Here is a 17532-nt window from a genome sequence, read left to right as displayed (position 1 = left end):
ACTCCCATGGGTCCGATCTGGCACGTTTTGCGCGGTGCCCGACTCCCATGGGTCAGATCTCGCACGTTTTGCCACTCAACGACCCTGATGGGTCCCGTGCCGCACTCATTCACCACTCCACGGTGCCGATAGGTCCGTTTGCGCACCGCTTTCCCCTAGGCTGACTGACGTGTATCTCAAGACGCTGACGCTGCGGGGCTTCAAGTCCTTCGCGTCCGCGACCACCCTGGAGTTCGAGCCGGGCGTCACCTGCGTGGTGGGCCCGAACGGCTCCGGCAAGTCCAACGTCGTGGACGCGCTCGCCTGGGTGATGGGAGAGCAGGGGGCGAAGACCCTGCGCGGCGGCAAGATGGACGACGTGATCTTCGCGGGCACCTCGGGCCGCGCGCCGCTCGGCCGCGCCGAAGTCTCGCTCACCATCGACAACACCGACGGCGCCCTGCCAATTGACTACACCGAAGTCACGATTAGCCGCACCCTGTTCCGCTCCGGCGGCTCCGAGTACGCGCTCAACGGCACGTCATGCCGCCTGCTCGACATCCAGGACTTGCTGAGCGACTCGGGCCTTGGCCGCGAGATGCACGTGATCGTAGGACAGGGGCAACTCGACGCCGTACTCCGCGCGACCCCCGAGGAGCGCCGTCACTTCATCGAGGAGGCCGCGGGCATCCTCAAGCACCGCAAGCGCAAGGACAAGGCGCTGCGCAAGCTCGACGCGATGCAGGCGAACCTGACCCGCGTGCAGGACCTCACGGGCGAGATTCGCCGTCAGCTGGGGCCCCTGGGCAAGCAGGCCGAGACAGCGCGCCAGGCGCAGACCATTCAGACCGATGCGCGCGACGCCAAGTCGCGGCTGCTCGCCGACGATCTCTCCCAGCTGGGCAATGCGCTCGAACAGGAGCAGGCCGACGAGACCGCGCTGCTGGAGCGCCGCGCGGCGGTCGAGAAGGCGCTCATCGAGATGCGCGGCCGTCTGGTGGAACTCGAGCGCGCATCGGCCGAGGCGACGCCAGCACTCACCAAGGCCAACGACACCTTCTACCGCCTGAGTTCAATCCGGGAGCGGCTGCGCAACCTCGCGGCGCTCGCGGACGAGCGGGTGCGCATGCTGGGCTCGACGCTCGACCACTCGCCGCCCACCGACCTGGTGGACCTGGACGAGCAGCTAGAGCGGGCTCGGGCCGCTGGCGCGGAGCTCGCCGCCGAGGTGACCGCTGCAGCAGAGGCGCTCACGCTGGCCGAGGCGGGTCGTGCGGAGGCGGAGTCCGTCGCCGAGGCCTCCGAGCGCCACCTCGCCAACCTGATGCGGTCCGTCGCGGACCGCCGCGAGGGCGTGGCGCGCATCGCCGGAGACGTAGCAGCCAGGCGCTCGCGCGTCGAGTCCGCCGAGGCGGAGATCGGCCGCCTGAACGACGCCCTCGCCGCGGCCGTCAAGCGTGGCAACGACGCGACCGCGGAGTTTCAACACCTGGAGACCTCCGTAGCGTCCGTCGAGGACGGCGAGGAAAACCTCGACGAGGCGCACGAGGCGGCCACCGAGGAGTGGGAAGACGCCAAGAGCGCACTGAGCGAACTCAAGGACAAACTCAACACCGCAATGCGCGAGCGCGACACCTGGGCCGCCAAGGCCGAGGCTCTCGACCTGTCGCTCGCCCGCAAGGACGGGGCCGGAGCGCTGCTAGGCGCCAACGTGCGCTCGGTCCGCGGCACGGTAGCCGCGCAGATCGAGGTGCACGCGGACGCGGAGGACGCGATCGCCGCCGCCATGGGACCGCTCGCGGACGCGCTCGCCGTCGACTCCGTCGAGGACGCGGTCGACGCCATTCGTTGGCTGCGTGACGAGGATGCGGGCCGCGCGCGCTTCGTGGTCGCCAACCCCGAGGCAAAGGTCACCAACCCCGACATCGCACTGCCGGACGGCGCCGCCTGGGCATCGGACCTCATCAGTGGCGCGGCGGGCATCGTCGACACCGTGCGAGCGTTCGTGTCAGGGGTGGCGGTCGTGGACGACCTGGCGGCCGCGCGCGCGCTGGTCAACCAGCACCCAGACGTCACGGCGGCGACTCGTCGCGGCGACATCCTCGGCTCTCGCAACGCCTCCGGAGGGGCGGGCGACGCTCCCTCGGTGCTCCACCTGCAGGCGGCGCTGGACGAGGCGAAGACCAAGCGCGACGCGGCGACCATCGTGGTCGAGTCCACGCAGTTCGAGACCCGCGCCGCGGAGGAACGCGAGTCCGCGGCACGCGCTCGCCACAACATGACGATGGAACGGCTGAACGAGTCCGACGCCCGCATGGCGGCGGTCGCGGAGCAGCTGGGCCACCACGGCGCGCAGGCGCGCGCGGCAAAGGGCGAGGCCGAGCGGCTCACGGTGCAGCTCGAGGAGGCCGCGGTCCGCATCGCCGGCGATCAGGTCGAGCTCCAGAGCCTTACGGAGCGGCTCACCGCCGCCCAGGCGGAGCCGGAGCAGACCGAGTCGGACACCGTCACGGGCCAGGCGCGGCGCGACGAGCACGCACAGCAGGCCGTGGCCGCACGCGCCCGCGAGACCGAGGCCCGGCTGGCTTTGCGTACGTCGGAGGAGCGCGCGCGGGCGCTGAATGCCCGCGCCGAGTCCCTGGAACGCGCGGCTATCGCGGAACGCGACGCCCGAGTTCGTGCCGAGGAGGCTTCCAAGCGTCGCGAGCGCCAGGCGCAGGCCGCCCGGGAAGTTATTGAGGGGGCGCACCAGGCCCTCGCCCAGATCGACGTGTCGGTCCAGCGCGCGGACGATGCGCGGGCGGCGGCCGAGCAGGCTCGCACCGAGCGTTCGGGCCAGCTGTCCGAGGTCCGCCGCGGGGTCGAGGAGTACGCCGAGGAGTACCGGCGCCTCACCGACGATGCCCACCGGGACGAGGTGGCGCGCGCGCAGCAGAAGGTGCGACTCGAGCAGCTGGAGCAGCGCGCCATCGACGAGCTCGGCATAGATCCCTCGCAACTGATCGAGGAGTTCGGCCCCCACCTGCCGGTGCCGGTGAGGGACCCCAATGCGAGCGACGGCGACGCCGGTGGAGCCGAGGGCGAGCCGCGCACCGCGCCCTACGTGCGCGAGCAGCAGGAGAAGCGACTGCGGCAGGCGGAACGGGCCATGAATCAGCTCGGGCGCGTCAACCCGCTCGCGCTCGAGGAGTTCTCCGCGCTCGAGGAGCGGCACAAGTTCCTGACCGATCAGCTCGCGGATGTGAAGAAGTCGCGCGAGGACCTGCTCGAGATTGTCCGCGAGATCGACGAGCGGGTTGAGCAGATCTTCGTCGAGGCGTTCAACGACACCGCGGCGCAATTCGAGCTCATCTTCCCGCGACTGTTCCCCGGCGGTGAGGGTCGCCTGGTGCTGACGGACCCCGCCAACATGCTCACCACGGGCATAGAGGTGGAGGCGCGGCCGGCAGGAAAGAAGGTCAAGAGACTCTCGCTGCTGTCCGGCGGGGAGCGATCGCTGACCGCAGTCGCGATGCTGGTCTCGATCTTCAAGGCGCGCCCCAGCCCGTTCTACGTGATGGACGAGGTCGAGGCCGCTCTCGACGACGTGAACCTGGGCCGCCTGCTGGAGATCTTCACGGAACTTCAGGAGGACAGCCAGCTGATTGTGATCACGCACCAGAAGCGCACCATGGAGATCGCCGATGCGCTGTACGGGGTCACGATGCGCGGCGACGGCGTGACCACCGTCATCAGCCAGCGGCTACGCGAGGCCGAATAGCCCGCAAGTTTTCTGGGAATTGACCTTCCCGGGGGATGAAAGTGCGTCGCGTTAGATAGACTCTGACCAGACGCCGTCGCAGCCGTCGCCGTTCACCGTCAGGGTGGGCGCTCTGACCGCTGAGTACGCCAGCGGGAATCAAGAACGCCAAATCCTTGGACACGGGGAATCCCCCTACCGCTTGGGCCGCAAACGCCCAGGCACCCATGCTTATCTGGGCGCCGTGCGCCCCGAGGAGGGCGGGAAACTGCCGGGGGAAGGGCGACTTCACGAGTGCGCTGCCACCCAACCGGGGGGCTTGCACATCCGTTCGCGGCGGGAGACGATTCTATTTGAAGCTTGAGTTTTAGAAGGAGTGGTAAATGTTCTCGAACATGTCAGGGATGCTCGTTTTGGCGTTGGTGCTATCCGGCATCGTTTTCCTCGCGGCCATCGCCGCAGAAGGACGCGGCAACCGCATGCTGCGCGTCATGCTGGGGCTCGAGGGCGAGCGTGGCAAGGAACAGATCTTTGCCGACGTCGAACGTTCCGGCAACGACCTTGGCCTAGTGAGTGACATGGCGCGCCTCGAGGAGTTGAGCCGCGACACCACCGAGATCGAGGTGGCCGCAGGCATCGCCGCGGAGATGAAGCGCGAAGCAAGCTCCGCCGCGGCCTGAGCGTCGCAGTGACGCACACCCCGACTACCTGAGACACTGACGCCGTGGACATTTCATGGATTCCTGGTGACCAGGACGCACTCGTCGCCGCAATTGTCGGCGTCGCCATCATCGGCGCAGCTGCCGCCGCACTATTCACGCAGGTGCGTAACCGCCGCGACCTCGATCAGTACGCGCCGCCACCCAAGCCGACCGACGCCCCCGTGGCCGAGGACGAGCCGGCGGCTCCCGCTACTGGCGAGCGCGCCCCCGCCCAGCCCAAGGGCGAGCGGCCCGAGGATCCCGAGGCCCGCTTCGCGCGCCTGCGCGGCCGACTCGGAGGCGGACTTGGCGCCGGGCTGCTGTCGATCTTCGGCCGCGGCAAGCTCGACGCCGATGCGTGGGATGAGTTAGAGGAGACGCTGCTGCTCGCGGACGTCGGCCCCGCCGCGACCGACGAGATCCTTGCCTCGCTCAAGTCGCGACTGGCGCGCGAGCCAGACGTCAAGCCGCGGGACGCGCTTCACGACGCCCTGCTGGCGATCGTGGACCCCTCGCTCGACAGGTCGTTGGCGCTCGGCGCCCCCGGCGCAGGCGACGGCGTCACCGCGATCGTGGTGGGCGTCAACGGGGTAGGCAAGACCACGACCGTGGGCAAGATCGCCCGCGTGCTGGTCGCCGAGGACTACTCGGTCGTACTCGGGGCCGCTGACACGTTCCGCGCCGCCGCCGCCGATCAGCTCGAGACGTGGGGCTCCCGCGTCGGCGTGCCGGTGGTGCGCTCTCACAAGGAGGGCGCGGATCCCGCGTCCGTCGCCTTCGAGGCCGCGGACCGGACCCGCTCCGACGGCGCCGACGTGCTGCTGGTGGACACCGCTGGACGCCTGCAGAACAAGGCCGGGCTGATGGACGAACTCGGGAAGATCGTCCGCGTCGTCTCCAAGGTTCGTGCCCCCAGCGAGGTGCTACTCGTGCTCGACGCGACCACCGGGCAGAACGGCCTGAGCCAGGCGCGCATCTTTGGCGAGGTCGCTCCGCTGACCGGCATCATCCTGACCAAGATGGACGGCACCGCCAAGGGCGGCATCGTCATCGCGGTCCAGCGAGAGCTCGGCGTCCCCGTGAAGTTCCTGGGGTTGGGCGAGGGCGTGGACGACCTCGCGCCGTTCGACCCCCAGCAATTTGTCGACGGACTCCTGGGCGAGTAAGCGCCGTGACGCAGACCCCAGCGGACTGGTACGACGACGGCTCGGGCCGGCTGCGCTACTGGGACGGTTCCGCCTGGACCGACCACTTCGCGGATACCTACGTGCCCGAGGTCGCCCCAGCGGGCCCCGCGCCTACGCGGTACGACGCCCCGCAGACTTACGCATACACAAGCGCGCAGACAAGTGCGCAGACAAGCGCGCAGGCGTACCCGCTGTCGCACGATGCCGCGACGGCCGATCCGTACATCGGGCCCTCCGCGACGAGCGAGCCATCGGGCTTGGGTTACGCGGTCCCTGGCGTCGCGCCGCACGATGCGTTGGCGGACCCCTTCGCCGCGCCGCCGCGGCAGTCGGGGTACCCGGGCGGGTATCAGGCCCCGGCATCGGCCGCCAAGAAAGGTCTTCCTGGGTGGGGCATCGCCCTGATCGTTGTCGGCTCACTGGCGCTCATCGTCGTCGTGCTCGGCATTGTGGCCGCGGTCGCCATCCCGGTCTACCTCAACGACCAGGAGGTCTCCGAGGAATTGGGCGGCACGGCAGCCGATCACGGCGACTCTTACGCGGTGCCGGACGAGCTCGAGAGCGTCTATTGGCAACTGGATCAGGCGTATCGCGACGACTCGTGTGAGGCGCTCAAGTCCGTGACGACGACCAACTACTTTGCCGTGCTCGACATAGACGAGGACGATTGCGCCGGGGCCTTCTACTTCGACGAGTACCTAGTCGACTTCGCGGTCGTCCTAGATTATGGCTACTTTGACGGTGACTACGGATACTTGCAGGCGTACGAGACTTACACCGAGGGCGGGGAGTTCTACGGCGACAACGCCGAGTACACGCTCGTCAAAATCAATGGCGAGTGGCTGTTCGACAGCCTGGAGTACCCCGACTACTAGACGTCGCCCGCCGGGACCCTCCGCCCGCGAGCGCCTATTCGCATCGCCGCCGTGCTCGCGGCGCGCTTCTTAGGCCCAAAATCCGGTTTCCGAGCCCCCGCAACACACCTTTTACCGCAGTGCCCATTTTGTAACGCTCCGGAAACATATAGGCAGTTCAGACGTAACAGTTCTACGCGAGTCTGTTTTCACCGCTGACCGCCCGGTTGGCCTTGAGGAGAAAACACAATGGATTTCGCGCTGGATTCTGGCAACACCGCGTGGATGATCGTTGCGGCTGCACTCGTTCTGTTGATGACGCCTGGTCTGGCGTTCTTCTACGGCGGTATGGTTCGCACGAAGTCCGTGCTCAATATGATGATGATGAGCTTCAGCTCGATCATGGTCGTCGCAATCGTCTGGGTCGTCATCGGCTACGGACTTACCTTCGGTGAAGATGGCTTCCTTGGCCTCTGGGGTAACCCCTCCGGCTTCGTCGGCCTTAACTACATGCCCGACAGTGACAGCTTGGCAGCCGGTTCCGGCGTGCCGTTCCTCGTGATGGCCGCCTTCCAGGCAACATTCGCCATCATCACTGTCGCCCTAATTTCCGGTTCCGTCGCGGACCGCATGAAGTTCGCGTCGTGGATCACCTTCACCGTCATCTGGGTCATCGTCGTCTACACGTCGGTTGCGCACGCAGTATGGGGCGGTGGAGCACTCGGCTGGGACAGCGCGCTCACTCCCACCTCGCCCATCGACTTCGCCGGTGGAACCGTGGTTCACATCAACGCAGGTGCGGCTGGTCTAGCACTCGCACTTCTGCTCGGCCTGCGCAAGGGCTTCGGCAAGGAGCCCTTCAAGCCTCACAACATGCCGTTCGTGATGCTCGGTGCCGCCATCCTGTGGTTCGGCTGGTTCGGCTTCAACGCCGGTTCAGAGTTCGCTGCAGACTCGACCGCTGGTCGCGCCTTCCTCAACACCGTTGTCGCTCCTGCGATCGCCATCCTCGGTTGGTTGGTCGTTGAGAAGATCCGCGACGGCAAGGCAACCTCGCTCGGTGCCGCATCGGGTATCGTCGCCGGTCTTGTGGCCATCACGCCCGCCGCTGCTTCCGTCGACACCTGGGGTGCCATGGCTATCGGCCTGGTCGCCGGTATCCTCTGTGCACTCGCAGTTGGTCTCAAGTACCGCTTCGGCTACGACGACTCGCTCGACGTCGTCGGCGTCCACCTCGTCGGTGGTCTTGTCGGAACGCTCATGATCGGCCTCGTGGCCAACCTCGACGAGGGAACCACCTGGGCAGGCGCTGGCGAAGACAAGTCGCCCATGAACGGTCTGTTCTACGGCGGCGGCTTTGATCAGCTGATCTCGCAGGCCATCGTGGCACTGATCGTCGTGGTGTTCTCGTTCGTCGTCACGCTGCTTATCGGATACCTTCTTAAGAAGACCATGGGTCTGCGCGTAACCGAGGAGATTGAGGTCTCCGGTATTGACCTCGCCGAACACGGCGAGACCGCATACGAGGAGGCTAAGTAAGCATGAAGCTTGTTACCGCAATCATTCAGCCGCACCGCGTTGACGAAGTCCGCGCAGCCGTCGAGGCCGCCGGAGTCAAGGGTGTAACGGTTTCCGAGGCAGCCGGCTACGGCCGCCAGAAGGGCCACACCGAGGTCTACCGCGGCGCCGAGTACACGGTCGACCTGGTTCCCAAGACTCGTCTTGAGATCCTCGTTGACGACGCCGATGCGGCCATCGTGACGGACGCCATCGTGTCCGCCGCGCAGACCGGCAAGATCGGTGACGGCAAGGTCTGGACGGTGTCCGTCGATGACGTGGCTCGCGTCCGCACCGGCGAACACGGCGCAGACGCGCTGTAGTCGCACCGCAGAAAACAGTTAAAAAAAATGGAGCCCCACGCTAGCGCTGCTCGTGATGACTCCCACGCTGAGGTCCCGCATCCCCAAGGGGTGCGGGGCCTCAAGCGTGAGCGGCGCGAGCTCGCCGCCACCCTGTATCGCGACCGGGTGCCCGGGGTGGACCGGCGCCTCGCGATCTCGGGGCTGGCATTCACCCGCCTGGCCGAACACTGGGACCAGGTCACCGACGGCATGACCCAGGGCGCGACGCTCGGCGCGGTGGGGAGCATCGGCCGCGGCGACGCGGGACCCGAATCTGATCTGGACCTGGTACTGATTCACGACGGCCAGACCCTGTCAAAGGACCAGCTCGCGGACCTCGCGCAGCGCCTCTGGTATCCCATCTGGGACGCGGGGCTCGAGCTCGACTACTCCTCCCGCTCCATCACGGAGTGCCGCCAGGTCGCGTCCAAGGACCTGGCCGCTGCCGCCGGCCTGCTGGACCTGCACGCCATCGCCGGCGACGATGCGCTCGCCAAGCAGGCGCGTGCCGCCATCTACCAGGACTGGCGCTCCGCGGCCCGCAAGCGATTCCCCGAGCTTCTGGCCAACTCGCGAGCCCGCGCGGAGCGTCACGGCGAGCTCGCGTACCTGATCGAGCCTCACCTCAAGGAGTCGCGCGGCGGACTGCGCGACTGGATGAGCCTGACGGCACTTTCCGCCACGTGGCTGACCGACAAGCCGCACGGCGCGGTGGACGCCGCGGGCAAGTACCTGCTTGACGTCCGCGACGCTATCCAGACCGTCTCCGGTCGGGCTCAGAACGTCCTGGGTCGCCACATCGCCGGCGACGTCGCGGCGCTGCTCGGCGAGGACAACCCCGACGACGTGCTGGCCTCCCTCGCGGAGGCCGGCCGCACCATCGCGTACGCGCTCGACACCACCGAACGCGGCGCCCGCCGCTCGCTCGAACGCTCCAGCATCGGCTCGCGCGGATGGAAGGCGCGCCGCAGGGGAGGGGCGCCCCGCCACCAGCCGGTCGCCACCGGACTGATCGACGTCGACGGAGAGCTCGCGCTCGCCCCCAGCTACGACGCGGCGGCCGATGCGCTGCTACCGCTGCGCGCCGCCGCCACCGCCGCCACGACCGGCCTGAGGTTCACCCCCAATCTGCTAGCCGCGTTCGAGCGGTGCCCGGACCTGCCCGAGCCGTGGCCGCGCGAGGCGCGCGAGCACCTGCGCGACCTGCTGCGCTCCAGCAACAACCTGGTATCGGTGTGGGAGGCTATCGACCTCGCGGGCCTCGCGGTGCGGTGGCTGCCCGAGTGGGAGGGCGTGCGCAATCGTCCCCAGCGCAGCCCAGTGCATCGCTTCACCGTGGACCGCCACTCCATCGAGACGGTGGTGCTCGCTGGCAAGGCGCGCAGGCACGTCGACGACGCGGACCTGCTGCTGTTCACGGCGTGGCTGCACGACATCGGCAAGCGCCCCGGCGCCACCAACCACTCGATCGACGGCGCCGACCTGATCCCGGGCATCGCCGCCCGGCTGGGGCTCTCCGACGGATTCGCGCACGACATCGAGGTGCTGGTGCGCCAGCACCTGACCCTCGCGGACTTCGCGACGACGCGCGACCTGGACGACCCCCAGACCGTCGCCGACCTCCTCGCGGCGGTCGAGGGGCGCGTGGATCTGCTCGACGCCCTGCGCGCGCTGACCGAGGCGGATGCCAAGGCCGCCGGGCCCAAGGCCTGGACCACGTGGCGCGCGGCGCTCATCAACAGTCTCACCGAGCGCGCCAAGCTAGCCCTGGCCGAGGGGCACGTTGGCGGCAAATCCCTGCCACCCGCATCGGCCGACTTGGATCCGCCTGTGGTCCATCCGGGGATTCTGGACGAAGGGCAGTTGCCTCCCCAGGTAGGCTAGAACGCAAGTCTTTTCCGAAAGGGCACCAGTGTTCGCAAACCTCTCCGACCGTCTGACATCTACCTTCCGCAACCTGCGCGGCAAGGGACGCCTCTCCGAGGCGGATATCGACGGCACCATCCGTGAAATTCGTCGCGCCCTGCTCGATGCTGACGTCGCCGTCTCCGTGGTGCGTACCTTCACCGGTAACGTGCGCGAGCGCGCGCTTGGCATGGAGGTCTCGGAGTCGCTCAACCCGGGCCAGCAGGTCGTTAAGATCGTCAACGAGGAACTCGTCGCGATCCTCGGTGGCGAGACGCGCTCCCTGAAGTACGCCAAGACGGGCCCCACCGTGATCATGCTGGCGGGCCTGCAGGGTGCAGGTAAGACCACGCTGGCCGGAAAGCTCGCGCACTACCTCAAGGAGCAGGGCCAGACGCCACTCCTGGTGGCCGCGGACCTCCAGCGACCCAACGCCGTGACTCAGCTTCAGGTAGTCGGCGAGCGCGCGGGAGTCCCCGTGTTCGCTCCCGAGCCGGGCGTCACCCGCGAGGGGGAGAAGGAGCGCGGCAACCCCGTCAAGGTCGCCAAGAAGGGCCTCAAGGAGGCCCAGACCAAGCAGTACTCAGTGGTGATTGTCGACACCGCCGGACGCCTTGGCGTGGACGCCGAGCTCATGAAGCAGGCAGGCGACATCCGCAAGGCGGTCGACCCCCACGAGGTCCTGTTCGTCATCGACTCGATGATTGGCCAGGACGCGGTCAACACCGCGCTGGCCTTCCAGCAGGGCGTGGACTTCACCGGCGTGGTGCTGACCAAGCTCGACGGCGACGCCCGCGGTGGAGCGGCGCTGTCCGTGGCCGAGATCACGGGTCGACCGATCATGTTCGCGTCCACGGGTGAGAAGCTCGACGAGTTCGAGGTGTTCCACCCCGACCGCATGGCCTCGCGCATCCTCGACATGGGTGACGTGCTGTCCCTCATCGAGCAGGCGGAGAAGGCGTTCGACGAGGACGAGTCCAAGCGCATGGCGGATAAGGTCGCCAAGGGTGAGGACTTCACGCTCAGCGACTTCCTGAGCCAGATGCAGCAGCTCAAGAACATGGGCTCCATGAAGAAGATGCTGACGATGCTTCCGGGCATGGGTCAGATGCGGGACCAGATCGACAACTTCGACGAGCGCGAGTTGGTGCGCACCGAGGCGATGATCCAGTCGATGACCCCCGCCGAGCGCGATAACCCCAAGCTTCTGAACGGCTCGCGCCGCACGCGCATCGCCAACGGTTCGGGCACGACTGTCGCCCAGATCAACACCCTGGTGAAGCGCTTTGCCGACGCGCAGCAGATGATGCGCTCGATCAGCAAGGGCGGCGGCATGCCGCAGATGCCCGGCGCGGGCGGCGGACCCGGCGCCTTTGGCGGGATGCCCGGCGGCAAGAAGTCGCGCGGCAAGCAGGCCCCGCAGCGCAAGGTCAAGGGCAAGAGCGGCAACCCAGCCAAGCGCGCGCAGCAGGAGGCGCAGGCCAAGTCCGGTCCCGTCGCCCCCGCCGGCAGCGCGTTCGGGCTCGGCGCACCGCAGGAGCCCAAGGAGCTGGATGCCGCAAAGCTGAACGCGGACCTCGGCAAGTACCTCGGGCGATAGCCGCGCCGTGGCTAGCCTTCACCTCACGGGCTCCATCGTGGTCGACGCGACCACGCAGCACGACGAGGCGTGGGTCGTGGACGGCCGCATCACCTTCGTGCGCCCTGGGGGCGCCCCGGCTCTAGCCGATGCTGCGGGCGCTCCCGCGGACGATGCGCGGGCGGGCGCGGGCGGCTGGGTCGAGCTGTCCGGCGTCGCCATCCCTGGTCTGGTCGACGTGCACTGTCACGTTGGCCTGGACACCGGCGGACCAGTCGAGCCTGAGCTGGCAGCGAAGCAGGCGATCGTGGACCGAGACGCGGGCACGCTGCTGATCCGCGATGCCGGGTCGCCCATCGACAACTCCTTTGTGCACGAGCGGGATGACCTCCCGCGCCTCGTTCGCGCGGGCAGGTTCATCGCGCGACCCAAGCGTTACCTGCGGGGATACGCTCACGAGGTGGAGCCGGAGGACCTGGTCAATACCGTGATCCAGGAGGCCCGGCGCGGCGACGGCTGGGTCAAGCTGATCGCGGATTGGGTGGACCGCGACGCGGGCGACCTCACGCCGCTGTGGCCGGCCGACGTGCTCGCCGACGCCATCGCGGCGGCCCACGCCGAGGGCGCGCGCGTCACCGCCCACACCTTCGCGACCGAGAGCATCGACCCGATGCTCGACGCGGGCATCGACTGCATCGAGCACGGCACCGGGATGACGCGCGCCCAGATGGATCGTGCCGCGGCGGCCGGGGTCCCCGTGGTCCCCACCCTGCTGCAGGTCGCCAACTTCGCGAGCTACGCCGACCAGGGCGAGGCCAAGTTTCCCGCCTACGCCGCACGCATGCGGCCGATGTACGACAACAGGTACGCGCAGGTCCGCGCCTTCCGCGACGCCGGGTTGACGATGCTCGTGGGCACCGACGCCGGCGGCACCATCGGCCACGGCGCGATAGCCGAGGAGGCCGCGCTGATGGTCGAGGCGGGCATCCCCGCCACGGAGGTAGTGGCCGCGGCGTCCTGGACCGCGAGGGACTTCCTGGGAGTCGCGGGGCTCGAAGAGGGCGCCAGCGCCGACCTGGTGGTCTACCCGCGCGATCCCCGTACGGATATCTCAGCGCTGGCCGAGCCAGTCGCGGTCGTCCTACGCGGAACCGTGGTGGCGAGCGCGACGCCGGTCGTCGCATGAGCTCGCGCAATCCAAACGCGGTCCGCGCGCGAACCCTCCTCACACCCGAGAGGACACCATGACCGCTTCCGATGTCGCGAGCGTCAGGGCCGCTAGCGCCGCCCGCCGCAGCTGGCAGGCCGACGCGCTCGAGGCCGCGATGTGGCTGGCGGCGGTCACCGGCATCGCGTTCATGGTCGCGAGCGGCGCGCTCAACACCGTCACGGTGGTCGACTGGTGGAATACGCTCGGGCGCGCCATCGGCATCGTTGCCGCCGTGATGATGATGACTCAGGTGCTGCTCGCGTCGCGCGCGCCCTGGGTGGAGCGGGTGATCGGCCACGACCGGGCCATCGCGAAGCACACGCGGCTGGGCAAGGCGGCGATCATCCTGATGTTCGTGCACCTAGTCCTGATGACCGCGACGAATGCGTCGTACGACGATCGGTCATTCCTCGGGCAACTGCTGACGTGGCCCGACTACGGCTGGTTCATGCTGTTCGCTCAGATCGCGGCCGTGAGCTTCCTGATAGTGATCCTGACCTCGCTGGCGGCGGTGAGGCTGCGGTGGCGCTACGAGCGCTGGCACGCGGTTCACCTGCTGGTCTACGTGGGCGTCGCGTTCGCGGTCCCGCATCAGTTCCTCGAGGGCTCGACGTTTGTGAGCAACGGGCCGGCGTGGTGGTTCTGGGCCGCGCTGTGGACCCTGAGCATCGGCTCGTTCCTTATGTTTCGCCTCGCGCGACCGGCGCTCCTCGCGAGTCGCCACGGGCTCACCGTCGCGGCGGTCGACACCTCCGCGGACGGGTGGGTGTCCGTGACCATGAGTGGTCGCGACCTGTCCCGGCTGCGCGCGCAATCTGGGCAGTTCTTCCTGTGGCGCTTCCTCAGCCCCGGCCTGCGGTGGCAGTCGCACCCCTACTCTTTGTCCGCGGCTTCCGGCGATGGGCTACGGATCACGGTCAAGGCCTCCGGCGATGGCTCGGCGAGCCTGGCCGCGGTGCCGGTCGGAACGCGGGTGATATTCGAGGGCCCGCTGGGAGTCTTCACCCACTCACGACGCGCGAAGTCGGCGCTGCTGCTGGTGAGCGCCGGCATCGGCATCACGCCGGTGCGCTCCATGCTCGAGGCCGTCGAGCCCGGCGACGACTGCACCGTGGTGGTGCGGGTGCGCTCGCGCGCCGAGGCTCCGCTGCTCGATGAGGTCGAGGCGCTGGCCGCCGACAGGGGAGTGACGCTGCACGTGCTCGAGGGCGCGCGCGGCGAGACCTGGGGAACGGCGGACTCCCCGGCCACTATCTCCCAGTTCGCCGCGGACCCGTCGGCCACAGATGTGTATGTGTGTGGCCCCCCGGCATGGGCCGCGGGGGTGGCGGCCGATGCGCTGGCGGCAGGTGTCGCACCCGAGGCGATTCACCGCGAAGAGTTTGGGTGGTAGGCATGAAGACTTCCAGAAAGTTCATGGTTGGCGGGGCCTCAGTGGTGATTCTGGGCGCCGGCCTCGCGGCCGCGCCCGAGGCGGCAGTGCTCGACTTCGCAGCCCCCGGAGATGCGGAGCAGGCCGCGACACCTGGTGACGTTGGGACGCCCGCGCCGACGGAATCGGCGGGCGGGGAGGCAGCGGCGCCGGCCGATGGCACCTACTCCGGCACCGTCGTGAATAACATTCGCGGCGACTACCAGCTGCAGATTGTGGTCGCGGGGGGCGTGGTGACCGACGTTCAGTTCCTGACCGCGGGCACCCAGGCGGCGGAATCCGTCGCCGTCAACGCGATGGCGCTGCCAATTTTGCGCGAGCGGATACTGGAGGCGCAGGACTGGGATGTTGACTTCGTGAGTGGCGCCTCGTACACGTCGCCCGCGATGGTCGAGTCCGCGCAGGCAGCGTTCGACGACGCCGGACTCTAGCGAGGGAGATTGCTCATGACGACTCAAGATTCGGGTTCCGCGGGTCAGCCCACCAAGCGGCGCACCGTGACTGCGATGGCCATGGACTTCACGCTCGACGTCCCCGTGGCGGTCAGCGACGAGTCGCTCGACACCGTCATGGCGATAGTCGCCTCCGACCTGACATGGGCGGACGGCATCTTCAGCCTGTACAAGCCCGAGTCGGAGCTGTCACGGCTGGGGCGCGGCGAGGCGAGCATCGGCGACTGCGTGCCCGCCGTCGCCGAGGTGCTTGACCTGTGTGAGCAGTACCGCGAGGAGACGGGCGGCGCGTTCGACGCGCGCCGGCCCGACGGCGTGATCGACCCCACGGGCGTCGTGAAGACCTGGGCGATGGAGCGGGTGAGGTGGCGTTTCCAGCTCCTCGGGGCATCGGCCTGGCTGTGGGGATGCGCGGGAGACGTGACGGCACTCGGAGTCCCCGCTCCGGCCCAGCCGTGGCGAATCGGCATCGCCGACCCGCGGTCGTCGGACGCACCCGCCGGCGAGCCAGGACCCGCGCGCGTCGTGGACGCGATCGACCTGGCCGACGGTCGATCGGTAGCCACCTCAGGGACCGCGCACAGCGGCGAGCACATCTGGGACCCTCGCAAGGGCGTGGCCGCCCAGCACTACGCGCAGGTGTCTGTCGCGGGTGGGGATCTGGTGCAGTGCGACGCGTGGGCGACGGCGATCATGGCGGGCGGGCGCAAGGTGGCGCTGGCCGCACAGTCCGAGGGGCTCGACGTGCTGACGTGTTCCGTGCGCGAGGGCAAGGTGTTCTCCGAGCGCAGCCCGGGTTGGCCGACGCTCGCGGCGCCCGGCGAACGCATTTGATAGGTTCGTGAATATGTTTGCGCGCACGAAGACTAGGTTGGCGGGTGCCGCAGTTCTGGCGGCGATCCTGCTCGCGGCGTGCTCCGGCCCAGACCAGGTGGAATGGGAGCCGAGCGTGGCGTATCCATCGTTCAACCCGTCTAGCGAGCCCAACGCCTCGACCGATTCCGACGAGGATTCGACGGCGAGTGCGCAACCCACGCCAAGTGAAACGCCAGTGCTTCAGTTCGCCCTCGCCACGGACAGCTTCCCCTACGACGCCTACCCCATGAACGCCAACGGCACCGCGCTGTCGGGATGCTCGCCGGGGTCAAGCGACAGCCTCCCGGATGGGGTCTGGTACGGCGTCGTGCAGGAGTGGGGTGACGACTCGATCTCGTTCGACCTGGCGTGCCTTTACCACCCCAAGTCCCCGGAGTGGGCCGCGTATCTGGACTCCCTCGGGCCCGACGAGCCTCAGCGTGAGTACCCGACGACCAACGACAACCCGGGCTTGCGGGAGTTGCCGCTCGCCGAGAATTCGGTGTTTTGGTCCGCTGATTACCAGAGCCTCCCCGACGACTCGGCGGTTCCTTACAGCGAGGTTCAGTCCGGCTGGGGCACGTCCGACTACTACGTCTACGTCAATGACGGAGAGGTCACTGAAGTAGTCAAGGTCTACTACCCGTAGCCGAATCGACGCGACTTGACCGTCGCATCGGCCGTGGTGTTCCGCGTGGTTGCCCCGGTACCGCGAACTCTGGCACAATGGATCGCTGGTGAACGTGGCCTTGGTGCCACCGGATCCACTTCGTCTTGCTAGCGACATCGTCCGATTGAACCGGACGGTGGGCGCCGGCTCACACCGAAAACAAGGAGATACAGCTATGGCTGTCAAGATTCGTCTAAAGCGCTTTGGTAAGAAGAAGGCGCCGTTCTACCGCGTAGTCGTCATGGACGGCCGTGCGAAGCGCGACGGTAAGGCCCTCGAAGAGATCGGCATTTACCACCCGCTGAACAACCCCTCAATCATTCAGATCAACTCCGAGCGCGCGCTGTACTGGCTCTCCGTTGGTGCGCAGCCGTCCGGCCAGGTCTTCAAGCTGCTGACCCTCACGGGCGACATGGGCATCCACAAGGGTGACAAGGACGCTAAGAGCACCGTTCAGGTCGCTGGCGAGAAGGTTAGCGCCGAGGACCAGATCCAGGCTCACGCCGACGCCGCCGAGAAGTTGAAGGCTGCCAAGGCAGTCGAAACCGAGAAGGCCAAGAAGGCCGCCGAGGACGAAGCTAAGGCTGCCGAAGAGGCTGCTAAGGCAGAGGCCAAGGCCGCTGAGGACGCCGCGAAGGCAGAGGCCAAGGCCGCTGCTGCTGAGGCTCCCGCCGAGGAAGCGCCTGCTGCTGACGAGGCACCTGCTGCTGAAGAGGCACCCGCAGCTGACGCCGAAAAGGCCGAGGAGAAGTAACCGTGATCCTCGACGCCCTGGAGTACCTGGTCCGTAGCATCGTCCGCAACCCGGACGACGTTCGCGTCACCGAGCGCTCCGGGCGTCGGGGCACCACCCTCAACGTGGTGGTACACCCTGACGACCTTCCCCGTGTGATTGGTCGTCGCGGACGCACTGCGTCCGCAATCCGCACCGTCGTGGAGGCCATTGCCCGCGACGACGTGCGCGTCAACATCGTTGACGTAGCCCCGCGCTAGTAGGGCTGGTCTGCCGGTCAGATCTGCTGGCTTGTGAGCCTGTGAGCCTGTGAGCCTGTGCTGCCCAGTGCCCAG

General features: G+C 68.0%; 15 protein-coding genes. All 15 read left to right on the top strand.

Going from position 1 to position 17532, the window contains the following annotated elements; genetic code table 11:
- Nucleotides 1-169 precede the first annotated feature (169 nt).
- The 15 genes from smc to ACQU6B_RS08560 all read left to right on the top strand — a co-directional run bounded on the left by smc (nucleotide 170) and on the right by ACQU6B_RS08560 (nucleotide 17457).
- Nucleotides 170-3739 carry a chromosome segregation protein SMC gene (gene smc / locus ACQU6B_RS08630; protein WP_430867144.1) on the top strand — a complete coding sequence of 1190 codons (3570 nt, stop codon included), beginning with the start codon at nucleotides 170-172 and terminating at the stop codon, nucleotides 3737-3739.
- 362 nt (nucleotides 3740-4101) lie between these two features.
- Nucleotides 4102-4398 carry a hypothetical protein gene (locus ACQU6B_RS08625; protein WP_430867143.1) on the top strand — a complete coding sequence of 99 codons (297 nt, stop codon included), beginning with the start codon at nucleotides 4102-4104 and terminating at the stop codon, nucleotides 4396-4398.
- A gap of 44 nt (nucleotides 4399-4442) precedes the next feature.
- Nucleotides 4443-5585, top strand: coding sequence for a signal recognition particle-docking protein FtsY (gene ftsY, locus ACQU6B_RS08620; protein ID WP_430867142.1), 1143 nt, complete (start codon nucleotides 4443-4445; stop codon nucleotides 5583-5585).
- Between the two features lie 5 nt (nucleotides 5586-5590).
- Nucleotides 5591-6481 carry a DUF2510 domain-containing protein gene (locus ACQU6B_RS08615; RefSeq protein WP_430867141.1) on the top strand — a complete coding sequence of 297 codons (891 nt, stop codon included), beginning with the start codon at nucleotides 5591-5593 and terminating at the stop codon, nucleotides 6479-6481.
- A gap of 228 nt (nucleotides 6482-6709) precedes the next feature.
- On the top strand, nucleotides 6710-7999 hold the full coding sequence (locus ACQU6B_RS08610) for an ammonium transporter (RefSeq protein WP_430867140.1): 1290 nt from the start codon (nucleotides 6710-6712) through the stop codon (nucleotides 7997-7999).
- 2 nt (nucleotides 8000-8001) lie between these two features.
- Nucleotides 8002-8340, top strand: a complete 339-nt coding sequence (locus tag ACQU6B_RS08605; RefSeq protein ID WP_430867139.1) for a P-II family nitrogen regulator — start codon at nucleotides 8002-8004, stop codon at nucleotides 8338-8340.
- A gap of 27 nt (nucleotides 8341-8367) precedes the next feature.
- Nucleotides 8368-10245 carry an HD domain-containing protein gene (locus ACQU6B_RS08600; protein ID WP_430867138.1) on the top strand — a complete coding sequence of 626 codons (1878 nt, stop codon included), beginning with the start codon at nucleotides 8368-8370 and terminating at the stop codon, nucleotides 10243-10245.
- A gap of 28 nt (nucleotides 10246-10273) precedes the next feature.
- Nucleotides 10274-11866: a signal recognition particle protein gene (ffh, locus tag ACQU6B_RS08595; protein WP_430867137.1), complete on the top strand. Its 1593-nt coding sequence runs from the start codon at nucleotides 10274-10276 to the stop codon at nucleotides 11864-11866.
- A 7-nt stretch (nucleotides 11867-11873) separates the two neighbouring features.
- A complete protein-coding gene (locus ACQU6B_RS08590; protein WP_430867136.1) occupies nucleotides 11874-13031 on the top strand; it encodes an amidohydrolase family protein in 1158 nt (385 codons plus the stop codon).
- 58 nt (nucleotides 13032-13089) lie between these two features.
- Entirely contained in the window at nucleotides 13090-14448 is a 1359-nt protein-coding gene (locus tag ACQU6B_RS08585; protein WP_430867135.1) for a ferredoxin reductase family protein, read from the top strand.
- Between the two features lie 2 nt (nucleotides 14449-14450).
- Complete coding sequence (locus tag ACQU6B_RS08580; protein ID WP_430867134.1) at nucleotides 14451-14918, top strand: FMN-binding protein; 468 nt, start codon at nucleotides 14451-14453, stop codon at nucleotides 14916-14918.
- Nucleotides 14919-14933: 15 nt separating this feature from the next.
- Nucleotides 14934-15773 carry an FAD:protein FMN transferase gene (locus tag ACQU6B_RS08575; RefSeq protein ID WP_430867133.1) on the top strand — a complete coding sequence of 280 codons (840 nt, stop codon included), beginning with the start codon at nucleotides 14934-14936 and terminating at the stop codon, nucleotides 15771-15773.
- A gap of 13 nt (nucleotides 15774-15786) precedes the next feature.
- A complete protein-coding gene (locus ACQU6B_RS08570) occupies nucleotides 15787-16443 on the top strand; it encodes a hypothetical protein (RefSeq protein WP_430867132.1) in 657 nt (218 codons plus the stop codon).
- A gap of 196 nt (nucleotides 16444-16639) precedes the next feature.
- Nucleotides 16640-17218, top strand: coding sequence for a 30S ribosomal protein S16 (gene rpsP / locus ACQU6B_RS08565; protein WP_430867131.1), 579 nt, complete (start codon nucleotides 16640-16642; stop codon nucleotides 17216-17218).
- A gap of 2 nt (nucleotides 17219-17220) precedes the next feature.
- Complete coding sequence (locus ACQU6B_RS08560; RefSeq protein WP_430867130.1) at nucleotides 17221-17457, top strand: KH domain-containing protein; 237 nt, start codon at nucleotides 17221-17223, stop codon at nucleotides 17455-17457.
- Nucleotides 17458-17532: the final 75 nt, after the last annotated feature.

This window comes from Demequina aurantiaca (assembly GCF_050598105.1).
Lineage (GTDB): Bacteria > Actinomycetota > Actinomycetes > Actinomycetales > Demequinaceae > Demequina > Demequina aurantiaca_A.
The sequence above is the reverse complement of the archived record's forward strand: the minus strand, read 5'-3'. Positions and strand labels throughout refer to the sequence as shown.

Bases quoted from the DNA above. Each gene is read 5' to 3' on its own strand.
- ACQU6B_RS08575 (WP_430867133.1), top strand. From the start codon at position 14,934: ATGACGACTCAAGATTCGGGTTCCGCGGGTCAGCCCACCAAGCGGCGC.
- ACQU6B_RS08625 (WP_430867143.1), top strand. From the start codon at position 4,102: ATGTTCTCGAACATGTCAGGGATGCTCGTTTTGGCGTTGGTGCTATCC.
- ACQU6B_RS08570 (WP_430867132.1), top strand. From the start codon at position 15,787: ATGTTTGCGCGCACGAAGACTAGGTTGGCGGGTGCCGCAGTTCTGGCG.
- rpsP (WP_430867131.1), top strand. From the start codon at position 16,640: ATGGCTGTCAAGATTCGTCTAAAGCGCTTTGGTAAGAAGAAGGCGCCG.
- ACQU6B_RS08580 (WP_430867134.1), top strand. From the start codon at position 14,451: ATGAAGACTTCCAGAAAGTTCATGGTTGGCGGGGCCTCAGTGGTGATT.
- ACQU6B_RS08585 (WP_430867135.1), top strand. From the start codon at position 13,090: ATGACCGCTTCCGATGTCGCGAGCGTCAGGGCCGCTAGCGCCGCCCGC.
- ACQU6B_RS08600 (WP_430867138.1), top strand. From the start codon at position 8,368: ATGGAGCCCCACGCTAGCGCTGCTCGTGATGACTCCCACGCTGAGGTC.
- ACQU6B_RS08610 (WP_430867140.1), top strand. From the start codon at position 6,710: ATGGATTTCGCGCTGGATTCTGGCAACACCGCGTGGATGATCGTTGCG.
- ACQU6B_RS08605 (WP_430867139.1), top strand. From the start codon at position 8,002: ATGAAGCTTGTTACCGCAATCATTCAGCCGCACCGCGTTGACGAAGTC.